Source organism: Nonomuraea sp. KM88 (genome assembly GCF_052245635.1).
Lineage (GTDB): Bacteria > Actinomycetota > Actinomycetes > Streptosporangiales > Streptosporangiaceae > Nonomuraea.
Genome location: NZ_JBQQCC010000029.1, coordinates 39433 through 56284, shown reverse-complemented (window position 1 = coordinate 56284; position 16852 = coordinate 39433). Strand labels below are relative to the sequence as shown.

Annotated in this window: 17 protein-coding genes; 5 read left to right on the top strand and 12 right to left on the bottom strand. The window is 71.4% G+C overall.

Annotation, left to right across the window (positions count from 1 at the left end):
• The first annotated feature begins 235 nt into the window (after window positions 1-235).
• Window positions 236-1129: an alpha/beta fold hydrolase gene (locus tag ACTWPV_RS46155; protein WP_443156685.1), complete on the top strand. Its 894-nt coding sequence runs from the start codon at window positions 236-238 to the stop codon at window positions 1127-1129.
• A 28-nt stretch (window positions 1130-1157) separates the two neighbouring features.
• On the opposite strand, the gene ACTWPV_RS46150 is transcribed toward ACTWPV_RS46155, so the two are convergent.
• From ACTWPV_RS46150 to ACTWPV_RS46135, 4 genes are read right to left on the bottom strand one after another with little or no spacing between them, the layout of a single operon-like run.
• The gene (locus ACTWPV_RS46150; RefSeq protein WP_443156684.1) at window positions 1158-2600 is read right to left on the bottom strand and encodes a sulfatase family protein; all 1443 of its coding nucleotides are present in this window, start codon (window positions 2598-2600) and stop codon (window positions 1158-1160) included.
• A gap of 24 nt (window positions 2601-2624) precedes the next feature.
• Window positions 2625-3479 (bottom strand): carbohydrate ABC transporter permease, encoded by an 855-nt coding sequence (locus ACTWPV_RS46145; protein WP_443156683.1) that lies wholly within the window; start codon window positions 3477-3479, stop codon window positions 2625-2627.
• A complete protein-coding gene (locus tag ACTWPV_RS46140; protein ID WP_347649333.1) occupies window positions 3476-4411 on the bottom strand; it encodes a carbohydrate ABC transporter permease in 936 nt (311 codons plus the stop codon). Before ACTWPV_RS46140 ends, ACTWPV_RS46145 begins: the two co-directional genes overlap by 4 nt.
• Before the next feature lie 5 nt (window positions 4412-4416).
• A complete protein-coding gene (locus ACTWPV_RS46135) occupies window positions 4417-5904 on the bottom strand; it encodes an ABC transporter substrate-binding protein (RefSeq protein ID WP_443156682.1) in 1488 nt (495 codons plus the stop codon).
• 226 nt (window positions 5905-6130) lie between these two features.
• On the opposite strand from ACTWPV_RS46135, the gene ACTWPV_RS46130 reads away from it, so the two are divergent.
• Window positions 6131-7135 (top strand): LacI family DNA-binding transcriptional regulator, encoded by a 1005-nt coding sequence (locus ACTWPV_RS46130; RefSeq protein ID WP_443156681.1) that lies wholly within the window; start codon window positions 6131-6133, stop codon window positions 7133-7135.
• 57 nt (window positions 7136-7192) lie between these two features.
• Window positions 7193-7798, top strand: a complete 606-nt coding sequence (locus ACTWPV_RS46125) for a cysteine hydrolase (RefSeq protein WP_443156680.1) — start codon at window positions 7193-7195, stop codon at window positions 7796-7798.
• A 48-nt stretch (window positions 7799-7846) separates the two neighbouring features.
• Here the strand turns inward: ACTWPV_RS46125 and ACTWPV_RS46120 are convergent, their stop codons facing one another.
• The 5 genes from ACTWPV_RS46120 to ACTWPV_RS46100 form a co-directional block, all read right to left on the bottom strand.
• Complete coding sequence (locus ACTWPV_RS46120; RefSeq protein WP_443156679.1) at window positions 7847-9301, bottom strand: S41 family peptidase; 1455 nt, start codon at window positions 9299-9301, stop codon at window positions 7847-7849.
• 139 nt (window positions 9302-9440) lie between these two features.
• Window positions 9441-10355 carry an SDR family NAD(P)-dependent oxidoreductase gene (locus tag ACTWPV_RS46115; RefSeq protein WP_443156678.1) on the bottom strand — a complete coding sequence of 305 codons (915 nt, stop codon included), beginning with the start codon at window positions 10353-10355 and terminating at the stop codon, window positions 9441-9443.
• 27 nt (window positions 10356-10382) lie between these two features.
• Complete coding sequence (locus ACTWPV_RS46110) at window positions 10383-11513, bottom strand: PQQ-dependent sugar dehydrogenase (protein ID WP_443156677.1); 1131 nt, start codon at window positions 11511-11513, stop codon at window positions 10383-10385.
• 130 nt (window positions 11514-11643) lie between these two features.
• On the bottom strand, window positions 11644-12156 hold the full coding sequence (locus tag ACTWPV_RS46105; RefSeq protein WP_347649326.1) for a DUF1097 domain-containing protein: 513 nt from the start codon (window positions 12154-12156) through the stop codon (window positions 11644-11646).
• A gap of 34 nt (window positions 12157-12190) precedes the next feature.
• Window positions 12191-12925 (bottom strand): SDR family oxidoreductase, encoded by a 735-nt coding sequence (locus ACTWPV_RS46100; RefSeq protein WP_443156676.1) that lies wholly within the window; start codon window positions 12923-12925, stop codon window positions 12191-12193.
• A 118-nt stretch (window positions 12926-13043) separates the two neighbouring features.
• Between ACTWPV_RS46100 and ACTWPV_RS46095 the strand changes: the two genes are divergently transcribed.
• Window positions 13044-13757: a TetR/AcrR family transcriptional regulator gene (locus ACTWPV_RS46095; protein WP_443156675.1), complete on the top strand. Its 714-nt coding sequence runs from the start codon at window positions 13044-13046 to the stop codon at window positions 13755-13757.
• 51 nt (window positions 13758-13808) lie between these two features.
• Here the strand turns inward: ACTWPV_RS46095 and ACTWPV_RS46090 are convergent, their stop codons facing one another.
• Entirely contained in the window at window positions 13809-14504 is a 696-nt protein-coding gene (locus tag ACTWPV_RS46090) for an SDR family NAD(P)-dependent oxidoreductase (protein WP_443156674.1), read from the bottom strand.
• A gap of 103 nt (window positions 14505-14607) precedes the next feature.
• Here ACTWPV_RS46090 and ACTWPV_RS46085 point away from each other — a divergent pair, with 103 nt between their 5' ends.
• On the top strand, window positions 14608-15486 hold the full coding sequence (locus tag ACTWPV_RS46085; protein WP_443156673.1) for a helix-turn-helix domain-containing protein: 879 nt from the start codon (window positions 14608-14610) through the stop codon (window positions 15484-15486).
• A gap of 21 nt (window positions 15487-15507) precedes the next feature.
• On the opposite strand, the gene ACTWPV_RS46080 is transcribed toward ACTWPV_RS46085, so the two are convergent.
• The gene (locus ACTWPV_RS46080; RefSeq protein ID WP_443156711.1) at window positions 15508-15783 is read right to left on the bottom strand and encodes a Clp protease N-terminal domain-containing protein; all 276 of its coding nucleotides are present in this window, start codon (window positions 15781-15783) and stop codon (window positions 15508-15510) included.
• Window positions 15780-16781 (bottom strand): zinc-dependent alcohol dehydrogenase family protein, encoded by a 1002-nt coding sequence (locus tag ACTWPV_RS46075; RefSeq protein ID WP_443156672.1) that lies wholly within the window; start codon window positions 16779-16781, stop codon window positions 15780-15782. The genes ACTWPV_RS46080 and ACTWPV_RS46075 overlap by 4 nt, the downstream gene beginning before the upstream one ends.
• Window positions 16782-16852: the final 71 nt, after the last annotated feature.

The window sequence follows — 16852 nt, the reverse complement described above, 5'->3', positions numbered from 1 at the left end:
CTGTGCGCACAACGCTAGAGATCCGGCGCCCTGGAGTCGTCCCCGCCCGGTGGACACTCCCGGGTAGCTCGCACGGGGGACAGGCGTCGCCGCCGCGGGCTTGTCCCCCGTGCGAGCTACCGGCGAGTGTCCACCGTACGGGGACGCCTCGGCACCTGCCCGATCCGTAGCGTTACCGACGTAGCCGCGGCGCTCGAAGCCGCTCCCCCTACTCGCTCTCTCCCTGGAGGACGTCATGTTCGGTATCAAGGCATCCGTTGTGGCCGCCCTGTGCACCACCGTGATCGGCGCGGGAGTCGTCACCTGCGGAGGCGCGATGGCGCAGGACTGGGACCCCTTCGCCGCCGTGGAGCGGCAGATCGAGGCCGACCTGATCTCCGGGACCAAGAAGATCGAGGTCGCGGGCAGGTCGGTGAACGTGTCCTGCTCGGGTGAGGCGGCCGACGGTGCGCCGGTGATCGTGCTGATGCACGGCGGCGGTGACGACCTGACCAAGATGGCCGCGCTGCAGAAGACGCTGAGCGGGAAGAACCGGGTCTGCTCCTACGACCGGCTCGGCGCGGGCGCCAGCGACAAGCCGCAGGGCCCGCAGGACTTCGCGAGCACCGGTAAGATCCTCACCGGCGTGCTCGACCAGGTCGCCGGTGACCGCCCGGTCGTGCTGGCCGGCCACTCGCTCGGCGGGCTCATCGCCGCCCGCTACGCCCCCGACCACCAGGACCGCGTCAAGGGCCTGGTGCTCATGGACGCCACCCCCTCCACCATGCGCGCCGACATCGCCCGGGTGATCCCCAAGTCGGCCAAGGGCCCGGCGGCCCAGGTGCGCGCCCAGCAACTCGCCATCTTCGCCGGCCAGAACCCCGAGAAGCTCGTCATCGCCGACGGCAAGGTCCGCTCCGCCGGCAAGATCCCGGTCGAGGTGATCAAGCACGGGCAGCCGTACCTGGCGGCCATCCCCACCTACGGCAAGCGCCTGGAGAAGGCGTGGAGCGCCGGCCAGCGCAAGTGGCTCGCGATCTCCAGCAGGAGCAGGCTGAGCACCGCCGCCAAGAGCGGCCACTACATCTACACCGACCAGCCCGGCGTCGCCGTCAAGGCCATCGAGCGCGTCGCCAAGCGCGCCGCATGAGCCCCCAGGGCCGACCGCAGGCCGGCCGTCACCAGTGCGCCTCCCGCGGCTGGCTGCGGTCCTCGGTCGCGACCAGGACGTCGAGCAGCAGCTCCTGCAGCCCGGCCCGGGTCACCGCGTGGGCCGGGTCGTCCCACAGGTTGTCCAGCTCCGCCGGGTCGGCTCCCAGGTCGTACAGCTCGCCGGAGCGGGCCCGGGTCGTGGACGGCGCGCCGTGGTAGACGACGAGCTTCCAGCGGTCGTGCCTGAGCATCGTGGTGTGCACGGGCTCGTCGTACGGGTGGCCGCTGTTGCGGTATTCGCACAGCGCCCAGTCCCTGACCGGCGCGTCCTGCTCGCCGCGGGCCAGCGGCAGGAGGTTGAGCCCCTGCCCGCGGGGGAGCGGCGGCGCGCCCGCGGCCGCGAGGAACGTCGTGGCCAGGTCGATCCACTGGACCAGCTCGGCCCGGCGCGCACCGGCGGGCAACCCGGCCGGCCAGCGCATGACGAGCGGGACCCGGACGGCGCACTCGTACATCATCGGGCCCTTCAACATGAGCTGGTGGTCGCCGAGCATCTCGCCGTGGTCGCTGGTGAAGACGACCAGCGTGTCCTCGGCCAGGCCCTCCTCCTCGAGCACGGCGAGGATCCTGCCGACCTCGTCGTCGACGAGGCTCACCATCGCGTAATAGCTGACCCTGACGTCGTGCAGCTCGGACTCGGTGTATTCGGTGTAGCCGCGGGCGTGGCCGGCGTAGGAGCGGTGCGAGGCCTCGGTCAGCACGGGCGGCTTGCCGGCCAGCTCGCCGTCACGGGTGACCGGGCCGCGCAGGGTCTTGCCGCGGTAACGGTCGACGTACTCCTGCGGCGCGCCGAACGCGTGGTGCGGGTCGAAGAAGTTGGCCACGAAGAAGAACGGCTTGTCCGCGTCGCGCGAGCGCCGCAGGTAGTCGACGGTCTCGTCGCCGATCCACCGGCTGTAGTGGAACTCCGTCGGGAGCGTGTCGAAGCCGGTCCCTGATCCGGCCCGGGCGGCGGTCTCGTACAGGTCCGGCCGTACGGCCCGCAGCCACCGGTGGTAGGCGTTCTCGGACGATCCGGGATAGGGGTCGTGCGCCCACCGGAACACGCGGAAGCCGTCGTCCAGCCGCGGTTCGAGACGGCCGCCGAAGCACGCGCCGCCGATGTGGAACTTCCCGGCCAGGCCGCAGTCGTAGCCGTGGTCGGCCAGGGCGCGCGAGAACAGGCGCTCGTGCGCGGGCAGCCCGACGCCGTTCGCCCAGGCGCCGTGCGCGTGGACGTACCGGCCCGACATCAGGCTGGCGCGGGACGGGCCACAGACCGGCGACTGCACGTAGCAGTTGTCGAACAGCACGCCCTGCTCCGCCAGCCGGTCGAGGTTGGGCGTGTCGATCTCGTCGTTGCCGTAGGCGCCCATCGCGTCGAAGCGCTGCTGGTCGGTGCAGATGAGCAGGATGTTCGGTCGGTTCATGGCTCTCATTCGAGGGTGGGCGCGTCAGGACTTCACGGCCCCGGCGATGCCTTCGACGAAGTAACGCTGGAGCGCGAGGAAGACGAGGAGCAGCGGGATCAGCGAGATGGTGCCCGCGGCGGCCAGGCCGGACCAGTCGGTGGAGTTGGTGCCGCGGAAGGCGAGCATGCCCACCGAGAGCGTACGAAGGTCCGGGCGGCTGAAGGTGAACACCAGCGGCAGGAAGAAGTTGTTCCAGGCGGCCAGGAACGTCATGACGCCCACCGTCGCGGTGACCGGCCCGGCGAGCGGCAGCATGACCCGGAAGAACGTCCGCAGGAAGCCGGCGCCGTCCATGATCGCCGCCTCTTCGAGCTCGCGCGGGACGCGGCTGAAATAGCCGGCGTACAGCAGGACGGCGGCGACGTGGCCGGTGCCCGCGAGGGCGAGGACGATGCCGGTGCGGGAGTTCAGCAGCCCCATGAGGTCGCTGAGCTCGACCACCGGGATGATGGTCAGCCCGTGCGGCGCGAACAGGGTCGCGACCAGCACGGCGACGACCGCGCGCCTGCCGATGAAGGTCCTGCGGGCGATGACGTAGCCGGCCAGGGCGCAGCGCAGCACGACCAGCGCGACCGTGCCCAGGGTGATGACCACGCTGTTCACGGTGTAGAGCCCGAAGTCGGCGTCCCGCCAGGCACGTGCGTAGTTCTCGAAGTGGAACGCCTCGGGGATCAGGCCGAGCCCTCCGGAGAAGACGCCCAGCGAGTCCTTCAGGGAGGCGGAGACGATCCAGAGCAGCGGATAGATCCACACCGCGCAGATGACGGCGAGCACGACCACCTGTGCCCAGATCCCGAGACGGCGGCGGGTGGCCCGGCGGCCACGGGGGGCGCTCACTGGCTGCTCCTGACGCGGTTGGCGTAGCGGATGCCGGCGGCCTGGAGCGCGGCGAAGGCGAGCGTGACGAGCCCGAACAGCACGCCGAGCGCCGCCCCGTAGCCGAGCCGGGGCGTGGAGGTGGCGAAGGCCTGCTGGTAGATGTAGACCTCCGTGGCGAGGGTGGAGAAGAACGGCCCGCCGTTGGTCATCGTCAGCACCAGGTCGAAGATCTGCATGGTCTCGATGGCGGTGAGGAGCAGGATGATGATGAGGAAGGGCCTGAGCAGCGGCAGCGTCACGTGGCGCAGCGCCGCCCAGCTCCCTGCGCCGTCCGTCCTGGCGGCCTCATGGACCGTGGTGGGGATCGTCTGGAGCGCGGCGAGCCAGTAGACGAGCGTGATGCCGAACCACTTCCACATGTGGACGCCCATCACCGTCCACAGGGAGGACGCGGGGTCGCCGAGGAAGTCGACCGGCTGGTCGACGATCCCGAGGTCGAGCAGCAGCTGGTTCACCGGGCCTCCGGCGGGGTCGAAGATGAACCCCATCACGACCCCGATGATCGCCGTGGTCGTCACCGCGGGCACGAACAGGGCCGTCCTGAACAGCTTGGCGAGCGGCAGCCTCGGGTTGTTGAGGACGAGCGCGATCAGCAGGCTCAGCCCGACCCGCAGCGGCACGGTCACCCCGATGATCGTCAGGGTGATGCCGAGCGACTTCCAGAACAGCGGGTCACCGAACGCCTCACGGTAGTTGTCCAGGCCGACGAACGGCCGCTCGGCGCCCAGCCCGTTCCAGTCGAGCATCGAGTAGTACAGGCTGGAGATGATCGGCCAGACCGTGTACGCGCCGAACAACAGCAGGGTGGGCAGCAGGAAGGCGTAGGCCCACCGCTCCGACCAGATCCTGGCGGCGAGCCTCCGGCGGCGGGCCGGGGCCTGTCGTGTCACGCTGCTCATGACGTCCGGTACATCTCCGCCGTGTAGTCCTGGCCCGCCCGCCAGTTCGGGAACTTCCAGTCGTCCAGGCTCACCTTCACGCCCTTCTTGGCGACGGCCCGCGTGGCGCGCTCCCGCTCGGCGGCGAGCTTGCCGGTGTGCTCGCGCAGGGTCTTGCGGATGTCGGTGAGCTCGCCGCTGAGGATGCCCTGGGTGATCTCGCCGAGCGTGGGCCGCGGCTCCTTCATCTCGGTCAGCACCTGCGCGACGGCGGGGTTGCGGACGATGGGGCTGGGCGCGAGCCGCACGGCCTGGCCGAACAGCTCGACCGCCCGCTTGTAGGTGGGGTGCACGTCCGCCGTCGCCACGGCCTCCAGGTCGAGGGGCACCTGGTCCATGTACGTGGCCAGCGCCTTGTAGAACTCGGGGCCGGTGAAGCGCGCGAGCAGTTCGGAGGCCGCCTCCACGTGCTCGGACTGGCTGGACACGAACAGCTGGCCGGGGGCTGGCGCGCCGTAGAGGACCGGCCTGCCGTCCGGCGACGGGACGGGACCGACGCCGACCTTGCCGAGGAACTGCTTGAACTGCCCGTTGACGACGCCGATGTTCCATGACCCGTCGAAGAACATGCCCGCCACCCCGGTGGCCCACCTGGCCCGGGCGGTTCTGGCGTCCAGCGAGGTCGACGCGGGGAACACGACCTTGTCGCGGACCAGGGACAGCAGGAACTCCAGCGTCTGGACGAACGGGTCGCCCGCGTAGGCGTAGTCGCCGGTCCGCGGGTCCACCAGGCCCATCTCGTTCGCCCCCGGGGTCATGGCGAGCGGGGCGCCGGCGGACATCGCCAGCTCGATCACGTGGCTCTGCAGCCGTTCGTGGAACTGCAGGCCCTGGATCCAGCCGTACGCCTGCCCGCCGCCGTCCTTGGTGATCCGCGCGGCGAGGGAGCGGAACTCGTCCCAGGTCGCCGGGCCGTTGTCGGGGTCGCCGCCGGCCTTCTCGACCAGCTCGCGGTTGAACCAGTTGAGCGTGGCGTACTGCCGGGCGGTGAAGAAGGGGAAGGTGTAGAGCTTGCCGTCGAAGACGTGCAGCCCTTCGAGCAGGGTGTCGGCGGGAAGCTTCGCGCGGATCGCCTCCTGTCCCGCCAGCGGTGCGAACCAGCCGCTCGCGACGAGGGACGCCTCGGACGATCCGAGGCCGGCGATCGTGTGCACGTCGGCGATCTGGTCGCTCTTGAACGCCAGTTGCAGCGCCTGGCCCATCTCGTTCGGGTTGTAGACCTCGTGCTCCACCCGGACGCCCGGGTTGGCCTTGCCGTACTCGGCGAAGATGCGTTCGTGCAGCGGTTTCAGCGGCTGGAAGTGATCCCACCAGCGCAGCACGCCGCCTCCGGCCGCCGTGGCGGCCTCCTGCTCCGAGCTGCGGGTGCACCCGACGACGCCGAAGGCGCCCGCGAGAGCGGCACCGGACAGCCCGAGGAATCGCCGACGGCCGAACGTCGTCATGGAGGTCCTCTCCTTCCCGCCGGGACCGATGCGGGAGCGATGAACAAACGGGGCAAGCGCGTTCACATCGTTAGGCGAACGTTCGCCTATGCTGTGTCACCCCACCTGCCTCCGTCAACCCCCACAACACCAGCCGCCCGGACCTGGCGATGTGGCAGAATGTCGCTGTCCGGCAGTGGTGCCTCGCCACAACATGCGAACGTTCGCCTTCGGGAGGTGACCCCTCGTGGCCTCGCTCAGGGACGTCGCCGCGCGTGCCAACGTGAGCTTCCAGACGGTGAGCAAGGTGCTCAACGGCAAGGGCGCCGTCGCCCCCGCCACCCGGCAACGCATCATCGAGGCCGCCGAGGAGATCGGCTACGTCCCCAACGCGCTGGCCCGCAGCCTGCAGTCACGCAGCTCCCTGACCCTCGGCGTGATCACCGTCGACTTCAGCAACGCGACCCCGGCGCTGTCCCTCGTCGGCGTCGAGCGCGAAGCACGCAGGCACGGCCTCAGCGTGATCCTCAGCAGCCTCGAGCCGGACGGCTCCGACTGCGTGCGTTACCTGCGCGTGCTGATGGAGCGCCGGGTCGACGGCATCATCATGAACGCGCCGGCCACCGAGGAGGACGAGGAGGTCGGGCGGCTGCTGCGTGCCGGGCCTCCCGCCGTCAGCCTGCACGACATCGCCGGCGGCGGCGTCCCGACCGTCACCCCCGAGTCCGCGGGCACCGCGGCGCTGCCGATCCGCCACCTGCTCTCGCTCGGCCACCGCCGGATAGCCATGGTGACCGGCTTCCAGCAGCGGCACAGCGCGCGGCAGCGCACCGCCGTCTACCGCGAGGTGCTGGCCGAGCACGGCCTGCCCTACGACCCTCTCCTCGTCGAGGACGGCGCATGGGAGGTCGAGGGCGGTTACGCCGCCACCCACCGGCTGCTCGACCGGGCGCGCGGCATCACCGCGATCTACGTCCAGAACGACCTCATGGCGGTCGGCGTGCTCAACGCGCTGCACGAGCGCGGGCTCTCCGTCCCCGATGACTGCTCGGTCGTCGGCTGTGACGACCATCCGGTGGCCGCCAGGACAATCCCGCCGCTGACGACCGTCCACATGCCGTTCTCCGACGCCGGGGCGGCCGCCGTCCGGTTGCTCCTCGAACGCATCGCGTCCACGTCGCCGGAGGACGTCGTCCTGCCCGTGTCCATGGTCTACCGCGCGTCCACCGCCACCGCACCCGCCGGAGCATGAAGCACTGATTCCAACGGAAACCGCCCGGTCCGGCCGGTGACGGGGCAGAATCTGATCATGTCTCTCTCGCTCGGCGCCACCGCGGTCCTGGCCCTGCACTGGCAGGTCAACGTGATCAAACCGGACGGGTTCTTCGGCGGGATGCTCGCCGAGCCCGTCGAGCGCAGCGGCGTCGTCGGCCGGGCCGCGGCGTTCCACGAGGCGGCCATGGCGCGCGGCGTGCCCATCGTCTTCACCCGCTTCACGGTGCCCGACGACGAAGGCGCCCTCGTCCGCAACACCCCGTTCATGCGGTCGGTCGGCGACGCGCAGGCCGCGTTCCGGCCCGACGCCGCCGGAACGCGGATCATCCAGGAAATGACCGCGCAGGCCGGTCAGGGCGCCGTCGTGGACAACCAGCGGCTCTCCGGGCTGGCGGGCAACGGCCTGCCCGAGAGGCTGACCGCACGCGGCGTCACCACGCTCCTGATCACCGGGGTGGCGACCAACCTCACCGTCGAGCAGACCGCCCGGCACGGCACCGACCTCGGCTTCACCGTGCACGTGATCTCCGACTGCGTCGCCGCGGCCGACGACGACGCCCACCGTGCCTCCCTGGCCAACCTGGCCCTGGCCACCGCGGGCGGCCTGACCGCAGAAGAGGCCCTCGCCCGGCTCACCTGACCCCGGAAGAAGCCAGTACTCGACACCTGCCCTTGCTGAGCAGCGGCCTCATTTCAGCAGAGCGAGCGCCTTGGCGAGCGCGGGATCGCGGCCTGTGGACAGATCGCGGGGAGTCATCGGGGCCTGGTGGTCGGCGGGGACGCCGATGGCGTTGATCAGTTCCCGGTGCGGTCCGCGATGGTGAAGCGACGGAATCGCCAGCACACTGCCGTCGTTCAGCGGGTACGTCACCTTCGCGCCGGCCACGAACCCTGCGGTGCGGGTGCCGACCAGCGGGGCGACGTCCAGCCCCTTGACCGCGGCGCTGAAGTCGTCGCAGGCGGAGACGCAGGCGCGGTCGACCAGCACGACGAGGGGAAGGCCCAGCAGCGGCACGCTGTCGTCGGTGCGGCTGGCGGTGCACTTGTCGTGGACGTCGCACTGGTAGCTGGTGACCTTGCCGTGGGCGAAGCCCCCGAGCAGCCGGGTGACCTCGTCCGGTTCTCCGCCGGTGTTCCCGCGCAGGTCCAGGACCAGCCCGCGGAGCTCCTTGTCCGCACGCAGCCGCTCCACCTCCGCCAGCGTGTCGTCGGCCGAGCCCCGGTAGAACCCGGGGAGTTCGACGTAGGCGACGTCTCCGTCCACCAGCTTGCCCGACGCCTTCAGCGGCGGCGGGTCGAGAGGGCCGAACTCGACCGACACCGTACGCTTGCGCCCACTGGCCGGGTCCCGCAGCGTGAGCCGCACCGGCTCGCCGTCGGTTGCGGCCAGCCGGTTGATGACGCCCTCGGACAGCGTTCCGCCGAGGAAGGGCGGCGCGCCGTCGACCGACACGATCACGTCGCCCGGACGCACGCCGCTCTTGGCGGCCGGGCTGTCCTCGATCACCTCGGTCACGAACAGCGGCTCGGTGGCGGCTGGGTCGAGATTCGTCCGGCGCGCTCCCGACACCGAGAGGCCCAGCCCGTGCGGCCCTTCCTCGCCCGGCTCTGGGCGCGACCACTTGGCGTGGTTGTCGTCGAGGCTGGCGACCATGCCGTTCACCACCGCCGCGGCGAGCGCCTGCTGCACGTCGCCGTCCGCCTTCACCCGCTTGTAGACGTCGATGAACGCCTGCCAGTCGCGGTCACGGTCGCCGCTCATGGGAAGAGTGGTGACGTCCGCCTGGTCCATGCCGCGCCGGTGAAGCTCCTGGGTGAAGGCGGCGAAGGCGGCGGCCAGCAGGTCCCGGTGGTCCATCGCCGGGCCCGCGTAGGAGTTGGTGAGAATGCACTGGTAGACCTGCTCCAGCGTCTCGGGCGTGGTGGGCTTGAGGTCCGGCGACTCCGGCGGCTGCCCGGGGGTGCAGGCGTCCGCCAGGGACGCGGCGGCTCGGACGGCGGGCGCCTGGGCCGGCTGGGGCGCGGCGGGGCCCTGCATCGGCAAGGCCCAGCCCGAGAGCAGCAGAGCGCTCGCCACGCCGGCCGACGCCACGGCGGCCCGCCGCGTCGCGGACCTTCCCCGGTGTCTTAGCGTTTCTCTCATGGCCGGTATCGTCGCGGCGGGCGTGTTTCCCAGACGTTTCCGCTGTTCGGCAGCGGCCCCTGCCGCGTGAGCACTCGCCAGAGGACGTCCGCCGCCCAGCATGGGTGGACTCATCGACCCTGCCGAGCGATGCGGGTTGTCACTCGGATGCGGTGTCGGCGCTCCGCTGTGGCCGCGGGGTCAGCAGCTCGCCGAACCCCATGCGGTGCACGAAACCCTCGCGCGTGCCGCGAGCGACCTCGTTGACCGCGTCCACGCCGGACTCGGTGTAGTCGACGACGCTGCGGAACGGCTTGGCGCCGTGCGGCAGGGCCAGGATCCGGGTGATCTCCTCGGCGACCCCGACCGGGCTCGGGTCGACCCCGGGCACGAAGAGCGCGGAGGTCACCTCCTCGTTGCGCGCCACCATCGGGTCGAGCTCGGCGTAGGCGGCCGCGACCGTCGTGTCGCCGGCTCGGGTGGCGTTGGGGAAGTGCTGGGTGCCCTTGGTGATCGCGCCGGGCATGACGATGCAGGTCTCGATGCCGAACGGGTTCGCCTCGTACGACGTGGCCACCGCCAGGGTGTCGAACGCCGCCTTGGACGCCGCGTACGGGCCGAGGAAGGGCGGCGTGGTGACGATGATGGTGCTGCCGACGTACAGCAGGGTGCCGCCGCCGCGGCCGCGCAGATGGGGCAGGGCCGCCCGGTTCACCCGGTGGGCGCCGATGACGTTGACGTCGAGGAGCCGGGTGACGTCGTCGGCGGTGAACGCCTCGGTGTATCCGACGTACAGGTGGCCCGCGTTCTGGATCACGACGTCGAAGTCGCCGCCGCCGCGCAGCACGGTGGCCACCGCCGCGTCGGCCGACTCCTGCGAGGTGACGTCCAGCTCGATGACGCGCAGGGCGCCGTCGTACTCGGCGGTGACGTCGAGCAGTTCACGGCGGTGGACGTCGTTCCGCCCGTACGGATCGAGCATGCTGGCCCACACGGTGTGCCCGGCCCGGGTGAGCGCCTGGGCGGTGAGGTTGCCGATGCCGGTGGCGGCGCCGGTGATGAGGACGGTGGACATGGCTTGTTCTCCGTTCTTGGTCAAGGGTCAGGAGGCGGGGCGGACGAGCTCGACGCGCAGGATGCGATCGTCGCCCGGCCGGGGATCGGTGCCGCCCCACGTCGCTTCGTCGGTGTTCGAGGTCGTGATCCACAGGGAGCCGTCGGGTGCCGCCTCCACCGTGCGGATCCGGCCGTAACGCTGGGCGAAGTAGGCGACCGGGTCGCCGGCCGCTCGGGGTCCGTCCACGGGCAGGCGCCAGAGCCGCTGCCCGCCGAGCGCGCCCATCCACACCGCTCCGCCCGCGATGGCGATGCCGGACGGCGAGGCGTCGTCGGGATGAACGGTGAAGATCGGGCGTTCGCCGTGAGAGCCCTCCCGCCCTTCCGACTCGGGCCATCCGTAGTCGCGTCCCGGGCGCAGCACGTTCAGCTCGTCCCAGGTCCGGTGACCGAGTTCGGACGCGTACGCGGTGCCGTCGGGGCCGAACGCGATGCCCTGGACGTTGCGGTGGCCGCTGGAGTAGATAGCGGTGCCCGAGGGGTTGTCCGGCGGTATGGACCCGTCGGGGCGGATCCGCAGGATCTTGCCGTTCAGCGACTCGTCGTCGGCCGCGTTCTCGGGGGAGAAGGCGTCTCCGGTGCCGATCCAGAGGTTGCCGTCGGGCCCGAAGCGCAGGCGCCCGCCGTGATGGCGGTCGGCGGTCTCGATGCCTTCGAGGATCACCCGTTCCTGGCGCAGGGAGCGCAGGTCAGGGGCCAGGCGCAGGGCGACGACGCGGTTGGTGGGCGAGGCGGACGCGTACGCGTACACGGTGCGGTCCCGCTCGAACGACGGCGAGACGGCCAGTCCGAGGAGGCCGCCCTCGGAGGTCATCTCGACGCCGGGCACCGTGCCGATTGGCGTGGGGTTGCGGCCCTGCCGGAGGTGCAGGATCCGGGCCGAGGCCCGTTCGGACACCAGGGCGGAGCCGTCCGGCAGGAACGCCAGGCCCCAGGGCATGGCCAGGCCGCGGGCGATCTCGGTGACCTCGCCGGGGACGAGCCCGCGCGTGACCCGAGCCGTGGTGTCCTGAGTGGCCCCGTTCCGCGAGGCGCTGTTCTGTGAGGCCCCGTTCCGCGAGGTGCTGTGCTGCGCGGTGCCGGGCTCCGGTGGGGCGCAGCCGGGCAGCGTGGTCATGACGCAGAGGAGAGCGGTGGCGGCTCTGAGGCGCCCGCCGGTACGTGGGATGAGGAGCATGGCTGATCCGTCCTTCATGTCGGTCAGGCACGGCGAGCCGGGGACGGTACGCCGCCCCCGGCTGCGGCCGCTACGTGGCGAACCGGTGCTGCAGCCGCTGGCAGGTGAAGCCGGCGACGGCCCCCAGAGCGGTGCCCGCGACCAGGGTGAGCAGCCCGGGGAGCACGTGCTCGGGCTCCGCGGCGAAGAAGGTGACCAGGCCCACGAACCACGCGAGCATGTTGTTGACGACGGGTGTCGTACGCAGGCCGACCGCGACGGAGGCCAGGACGAAGACCCCGAGCGGCAGCGCCAGGGCGCCGGCGAAAGGCGTGGCCAGCCCCACGATCGTGTGCCCCAGCACGGCGAGCGCCATGCCGAGCCACAGGCAGATGACGGCGTGGATGCCGAGGCGGACCGAGGTCGGCCGGGTGAACCACGCCACCCAGCCCGCGAACATGACCCAGGCCTCCAGGCCCAGGGCGGTGCTGGTGTAGGCGGCTACCGCGGCCACCACGGCCGCGATGGCGGTGTAGGTGACGAACCGGCCGGTGTCCTGCCGGTCCACGGCGTGCTGCGCTGCGGTCCTGATGTGCGTCTCCACGGTGGTGGTCCCTTCTCGATGGCTGCGTGCGACGTCAGGCGGCGCCGCCGTTGGCGAACACGATCTGGCCGTTGATCCAGCGGCCGGGCCCGGCGAGGAAGGCGACGAGCTCCGCGATGTCGTCCGGGGTGCCGAGCCGGTTCATCGGGCTCAGGCCGGCGATCCGGTCGATGATCTGCTGGGACTTGCCTTCGAAGAACAGCTCCGTGGCCGTGGGGCCGGGCGCGACCGCGTTGACCGTGACGTCGCGGTCGCCCATTTCCCTGGCGAGGATCGGGATGAGCGCCTCCACCGCGCCCTTGGTCGCGGCGTACGCGCCGTAGGCCGGCAGGTGCAGGCGGGTGACGCTGGTGGAGAAGGCGACGAAGGCGCCGCCGGGACGGATCCGGCGGGCGGCCTCCTTGGCCGTGACGAACGTGCCCCGCACGTTGGTGCGCAATTGCCGGTCCAGCTGGGCCAGGTCCAGCTCCCGGATCGGTTGCAGCGCCATGATCCCCGCTGCGTTGACGACGACGTCGATGGGGCCGAGGCGCTGCTCGACGGTGTCGAAGGCGCCGGCGATCGCGTCCTCGTCGGCCACGTCGGCCTGGAGCGCGATCCCGCGGGCGCCGGCCGCCTCGATCTCGCCGACGGCGGCGTCCGCCTCTTTGGCGTCGGAGGCGTAGAGGACGGCGACGTCCTGGCCCGCCGCGGCGAGCCTGGCGGCCACGGCGCGGCCGATCCCCCGCGAGCCTCCGGTGACGATGGCGGTACGTGATGCGGTGTCCATGAACATTCCCCTTGCTCAACTGCTAACAGAATCAAGTTAGCACTGTCTCGAAGTCGATAACAAGATGCTGTTAGCACTTGTTTTATCGGTAAGGGTGAACGCCTGTTAGCATCGCTACATGGCTAGCTCGAGCAAGCGGGACACGATCCTCGACGCCGCAGCGGACCTGCTGGCGCGTGAAGGCAGGGACGCCGTCTCGACCAGGGCTGTCTGCAAGGCCGCCGGCGTGCAGGCGCCCATCCTCTACCGGCTGTTCGGCGACAAGCAGGGCCTGCTGGACGCCGTGGCCAGCCGAGGGCTCACGTCGTACATCGCGGAGAAGCGCCGCATCACGCCCAGCGGAGATCCCGTGGACGACCTGCGGCGCGGTTGGGACGCGCACATCGGATTCGGTCTCGCCGAGCCCGCCCTCTACTCCCTGATCTACGGCAGCTCGCGACCGGGCGCCGAGCCGGAGGGGGCCAAGCAGGCCGCGGAGATCCTCGCCGGGCTGGTGCACCGCGTCGCCCTGGCCGGCCGGCTCCGCGTCCCGGAGGAGCGGGCGGCACGCGTGATCCACGCGGCCGGCCGTGGCACCGCGCTGGCCCTGATCGCCACGCCTGAGGCCGACCGCGACATGGAGGCCGCCCGCATCGTCCGCGAAGCCATCATCCACGCGATCACCGAGCCCGCCCCGGCCCCCGGTTCCGCGCGGGCCGGCTCCGCGCGGGCCGGGGGCGATGTCGTGGCCGGCGCCATCACCCTGAAGGCCGCCCTCGGAGACCTGAAGGTCCTCAGCCCTTCCGAGAGTCAGCTGCTGGGCGACTGGCTCGACCGGATCATCGAGGGTTAGGCGCCGCCGGCTCCGGGGCAGGGCGAGCGCGGCCCTGAGGCCGGCGGCACGTCACCAGGCCACGGCACCGTGACGGTCGCGGAAGGCCCCGGTCGGCCCGTCCGCTCCGATGGTGGCGAGTTCGACGATCGCGTCGGTCCCCTCGGTCACGGTCTGCGGGCCGCTGTGCCCGTTGAAGTCGGTCGCCGTATAGCCCGGATCGGCCGCGTTCACCCTCACGTCCGGCCAGGACTTCGCGAACTGCGTGGTCAGCATGGTCACGGCCGCCTTCGACGACGTGTAGAGCGGCGTGACGATCGTCGACTCGACGCGCCCGGCGTCATGCGTCACGGCGAACGACCCCATGCCGCTCGACACGTTGACGATGACCGGGTTCGCGGACCTGCGCAGCAGGGGCAGGAACGCGTGCGTCACCCGGACGATCCCCACGACGTTGACCTCGAACACCTCCCTGGCGTCGGCGGCCGTGATCAGGTCGGCGGGATTGTGCGTCCCGTGGATCCCCGCGTTGTTGACGAGGACGTCGATGCTCCCCTCGCGAGCTTCGACCTCGGCCGCGGCCGCTTCCACCGACGCGTCGTCGGTCACGTCGATCTGGACGAAACGGGCACCGAGTGCGTCGGCCGCCGCCTGGCCGAGCTCCGGATCGCGAGCGCCGACGAGGACGGTGTGGCCGGCCTCAACCAACCGGCGCGCGGTCTCGTACCCGAGGGATCTGTTGGCCCCTGTGATGAACGTTGTGGTCATGTCCTCACTCTCTGCCCGGTGCCCGCAGCGCAACCAGTGCCCGCCGCGACGGTGGGACGGCCAGTACCAGGCAGAACGGGACATCGGCGGGCATGATGGTCGAGTGGACGAGACTCTCGGAAAGGCACTGCGCCGCTGGCGCGACCGGCTCTCTCCCGTCGATGTCGGGCGGACGGCGGTGCGCGGGCGACGCGCTGCGGGGCTGCGCCGCGAGGAACTGGCCGAGCTCGCGGGGCTGTCGGTCGACTACGTCGTACGGCTGGAGCAAGGGCGAGCCACGAGCCCTTCCGCGCAGGTCGTCGCCGGCCTGGCCAGGGCACTGCAACTGGATCCCGCGGAGCGCGATCACGCGTACCGGCTGGCCGGGCTGCTCCCGCCACGCGAGGGGACGATCTCCACGCACGTCCCGGCGGGCGTGCAACGGATGCTGGCCCGTCTCGAGGAGTTCCCCGTGGCGGTGTTCAGCGCCGACTGGACCCTGCTGTCCTGGACCTCCGCGTGGGCGGCGCTGCTCGGCGACCCCAGCGCGCGGACGCGGGCCGAGCGGAACCTGCTGCGGGCGGTCTTCACTACCGGCCACAGCGGGCTCGCCGCCTGGCCCGTGCTCCACGACGGCGACGCCCTCAACCGCGCCTTCGTCGCCGACCTGCGTACGGCGCTCGTCGACCACCCCCGCGACCGCGGACTGATCGACCTCGTCGCGGACCTTCGTTCCACCAGCGCGGAGTTCGCCCGGCTGTGGGACGAGGGAGCGGTCGGACGGCACGTCTCGGCCCGCAAGACCATCGTCCACCCGCAGGTCGGGGAGGTGACGTGCGACTGCGACGTGCTCACCGTCCCGGGCTGCGACGTCCGGCTCGTCGTCTACACGGTGGCCGCGGGCTCCGCCGACGCGGAGAAACTGGAGTTCCTGCGGGTCACGAACGGAGTGCCCGCCGCCGGCTCCCCGCCTCCGGTGCCCGGCCCGTCCTCCACACCCTGACGCCCCCGGCCCCGAGCGCGATCAGAGGTCGTCGCCGTGGAGGACCCTGACGACCCGGTCGCGGGTCTGGCGCAGGCCGACGCCCGGAGCCTCAGCCCCGTCCTCGTGGAGGAGACCGAGCAGGAGATGCTCGGTGCCGACGTACCGGTGCCCGAGTTCGGCCGCCTCGCGGCGGGCCTGCTCCTGATGCGGGCGATGTCCGCGCTCGCGGTCAAGGAACGCGTGCCGCCGAGGTCGCCTCCGTGCGAGCGGGCACCGGGGTTCAGTATGGCGGCGCTGACGTGATCCCGCTTTCAGCGGCCGACCGTGACGACGATCTTGCCGATCTGGTTTCCCGCCTCCATGTAGCGGTGTGCCTCGACGATCTCCTCCAAGCCGAACACCCGGTCCACGACGGGTTCGAACGCGCCGGTGCGCAGGCCCGAGGTGATGAACGCCGCGGCCCGGCGCAGGGTCTCGGGGTCGGCGGTCGTCTCCCGGACCACGACGTAGGTGCGCATGTTCAGGGCGGGCATGCCGAGCTCGAACGCCGGGTAGGGCGTCGGCTCGCCGCTCAGGAGCCCGTACAACAGCAGCGTGCCGCCGGGCACGACGATCCTGGCCAGGTCCGCAACCCCCGGACCGGCGACGGCGTCGAAGGCGACCTCGACGCCTTGGCCCGCCGTCAGGTCGCGCACGCGCTCGACCACATCTTCCTCGCCGGTCACGATGACCTCGCTCGCGCCGGCCTCGAGCAGCGCATCCTTCTTGGCGCCTGTGCGGGTGGCGGCGATCGGCGTCGCCCCCACGCGGTTGGCGATCTGGATCGCGGCCAGCCCCACGCTGCTGGAGGCGGCGGTGATCAACACCGTGTCCCCGGCACGCAGCCCGCTGACGTCCACCAACGCTCCGTAGGCGGTCAGGTACGGCATCCAGACCGCCGCTCCCTTGACCGGATCGAGCCCTTCGGGACGGTGCAGCACCGCCGACGCGGGGACCACCGCGCGTTCGGCGTACACGCCGTAGTCGTTCATCGAGAACGCCGGCAGCACGCTGATCGCGTCACCGGCCGCGAAGCCGGTCACTTCGGCGCCGATGCCCTCGACCACCCCGGCGGCTTCGGTGCCGAGTCGCGCGGGGAACTGCCGTACCGGCTCGATGTAGGTGCCGTCGCGGAACAGCGCCTCGGCCCGGTTGAGGCCGATCGCCTCCACCCGGACCAGCAGTTCGTCAGGGCCGGGCGCGCCGACCTCCAGGTCTTCGAGCCGCAGCACCTCTGGGCCGCCGAGCTCGTGAAACCGCACCGTCCTGGCCATCCCGCGCCATCCCCTCGTCTCGTGGAGGCTCACACACGAGCCTGAAGTTCGATATCTGTCAAACTTCGATG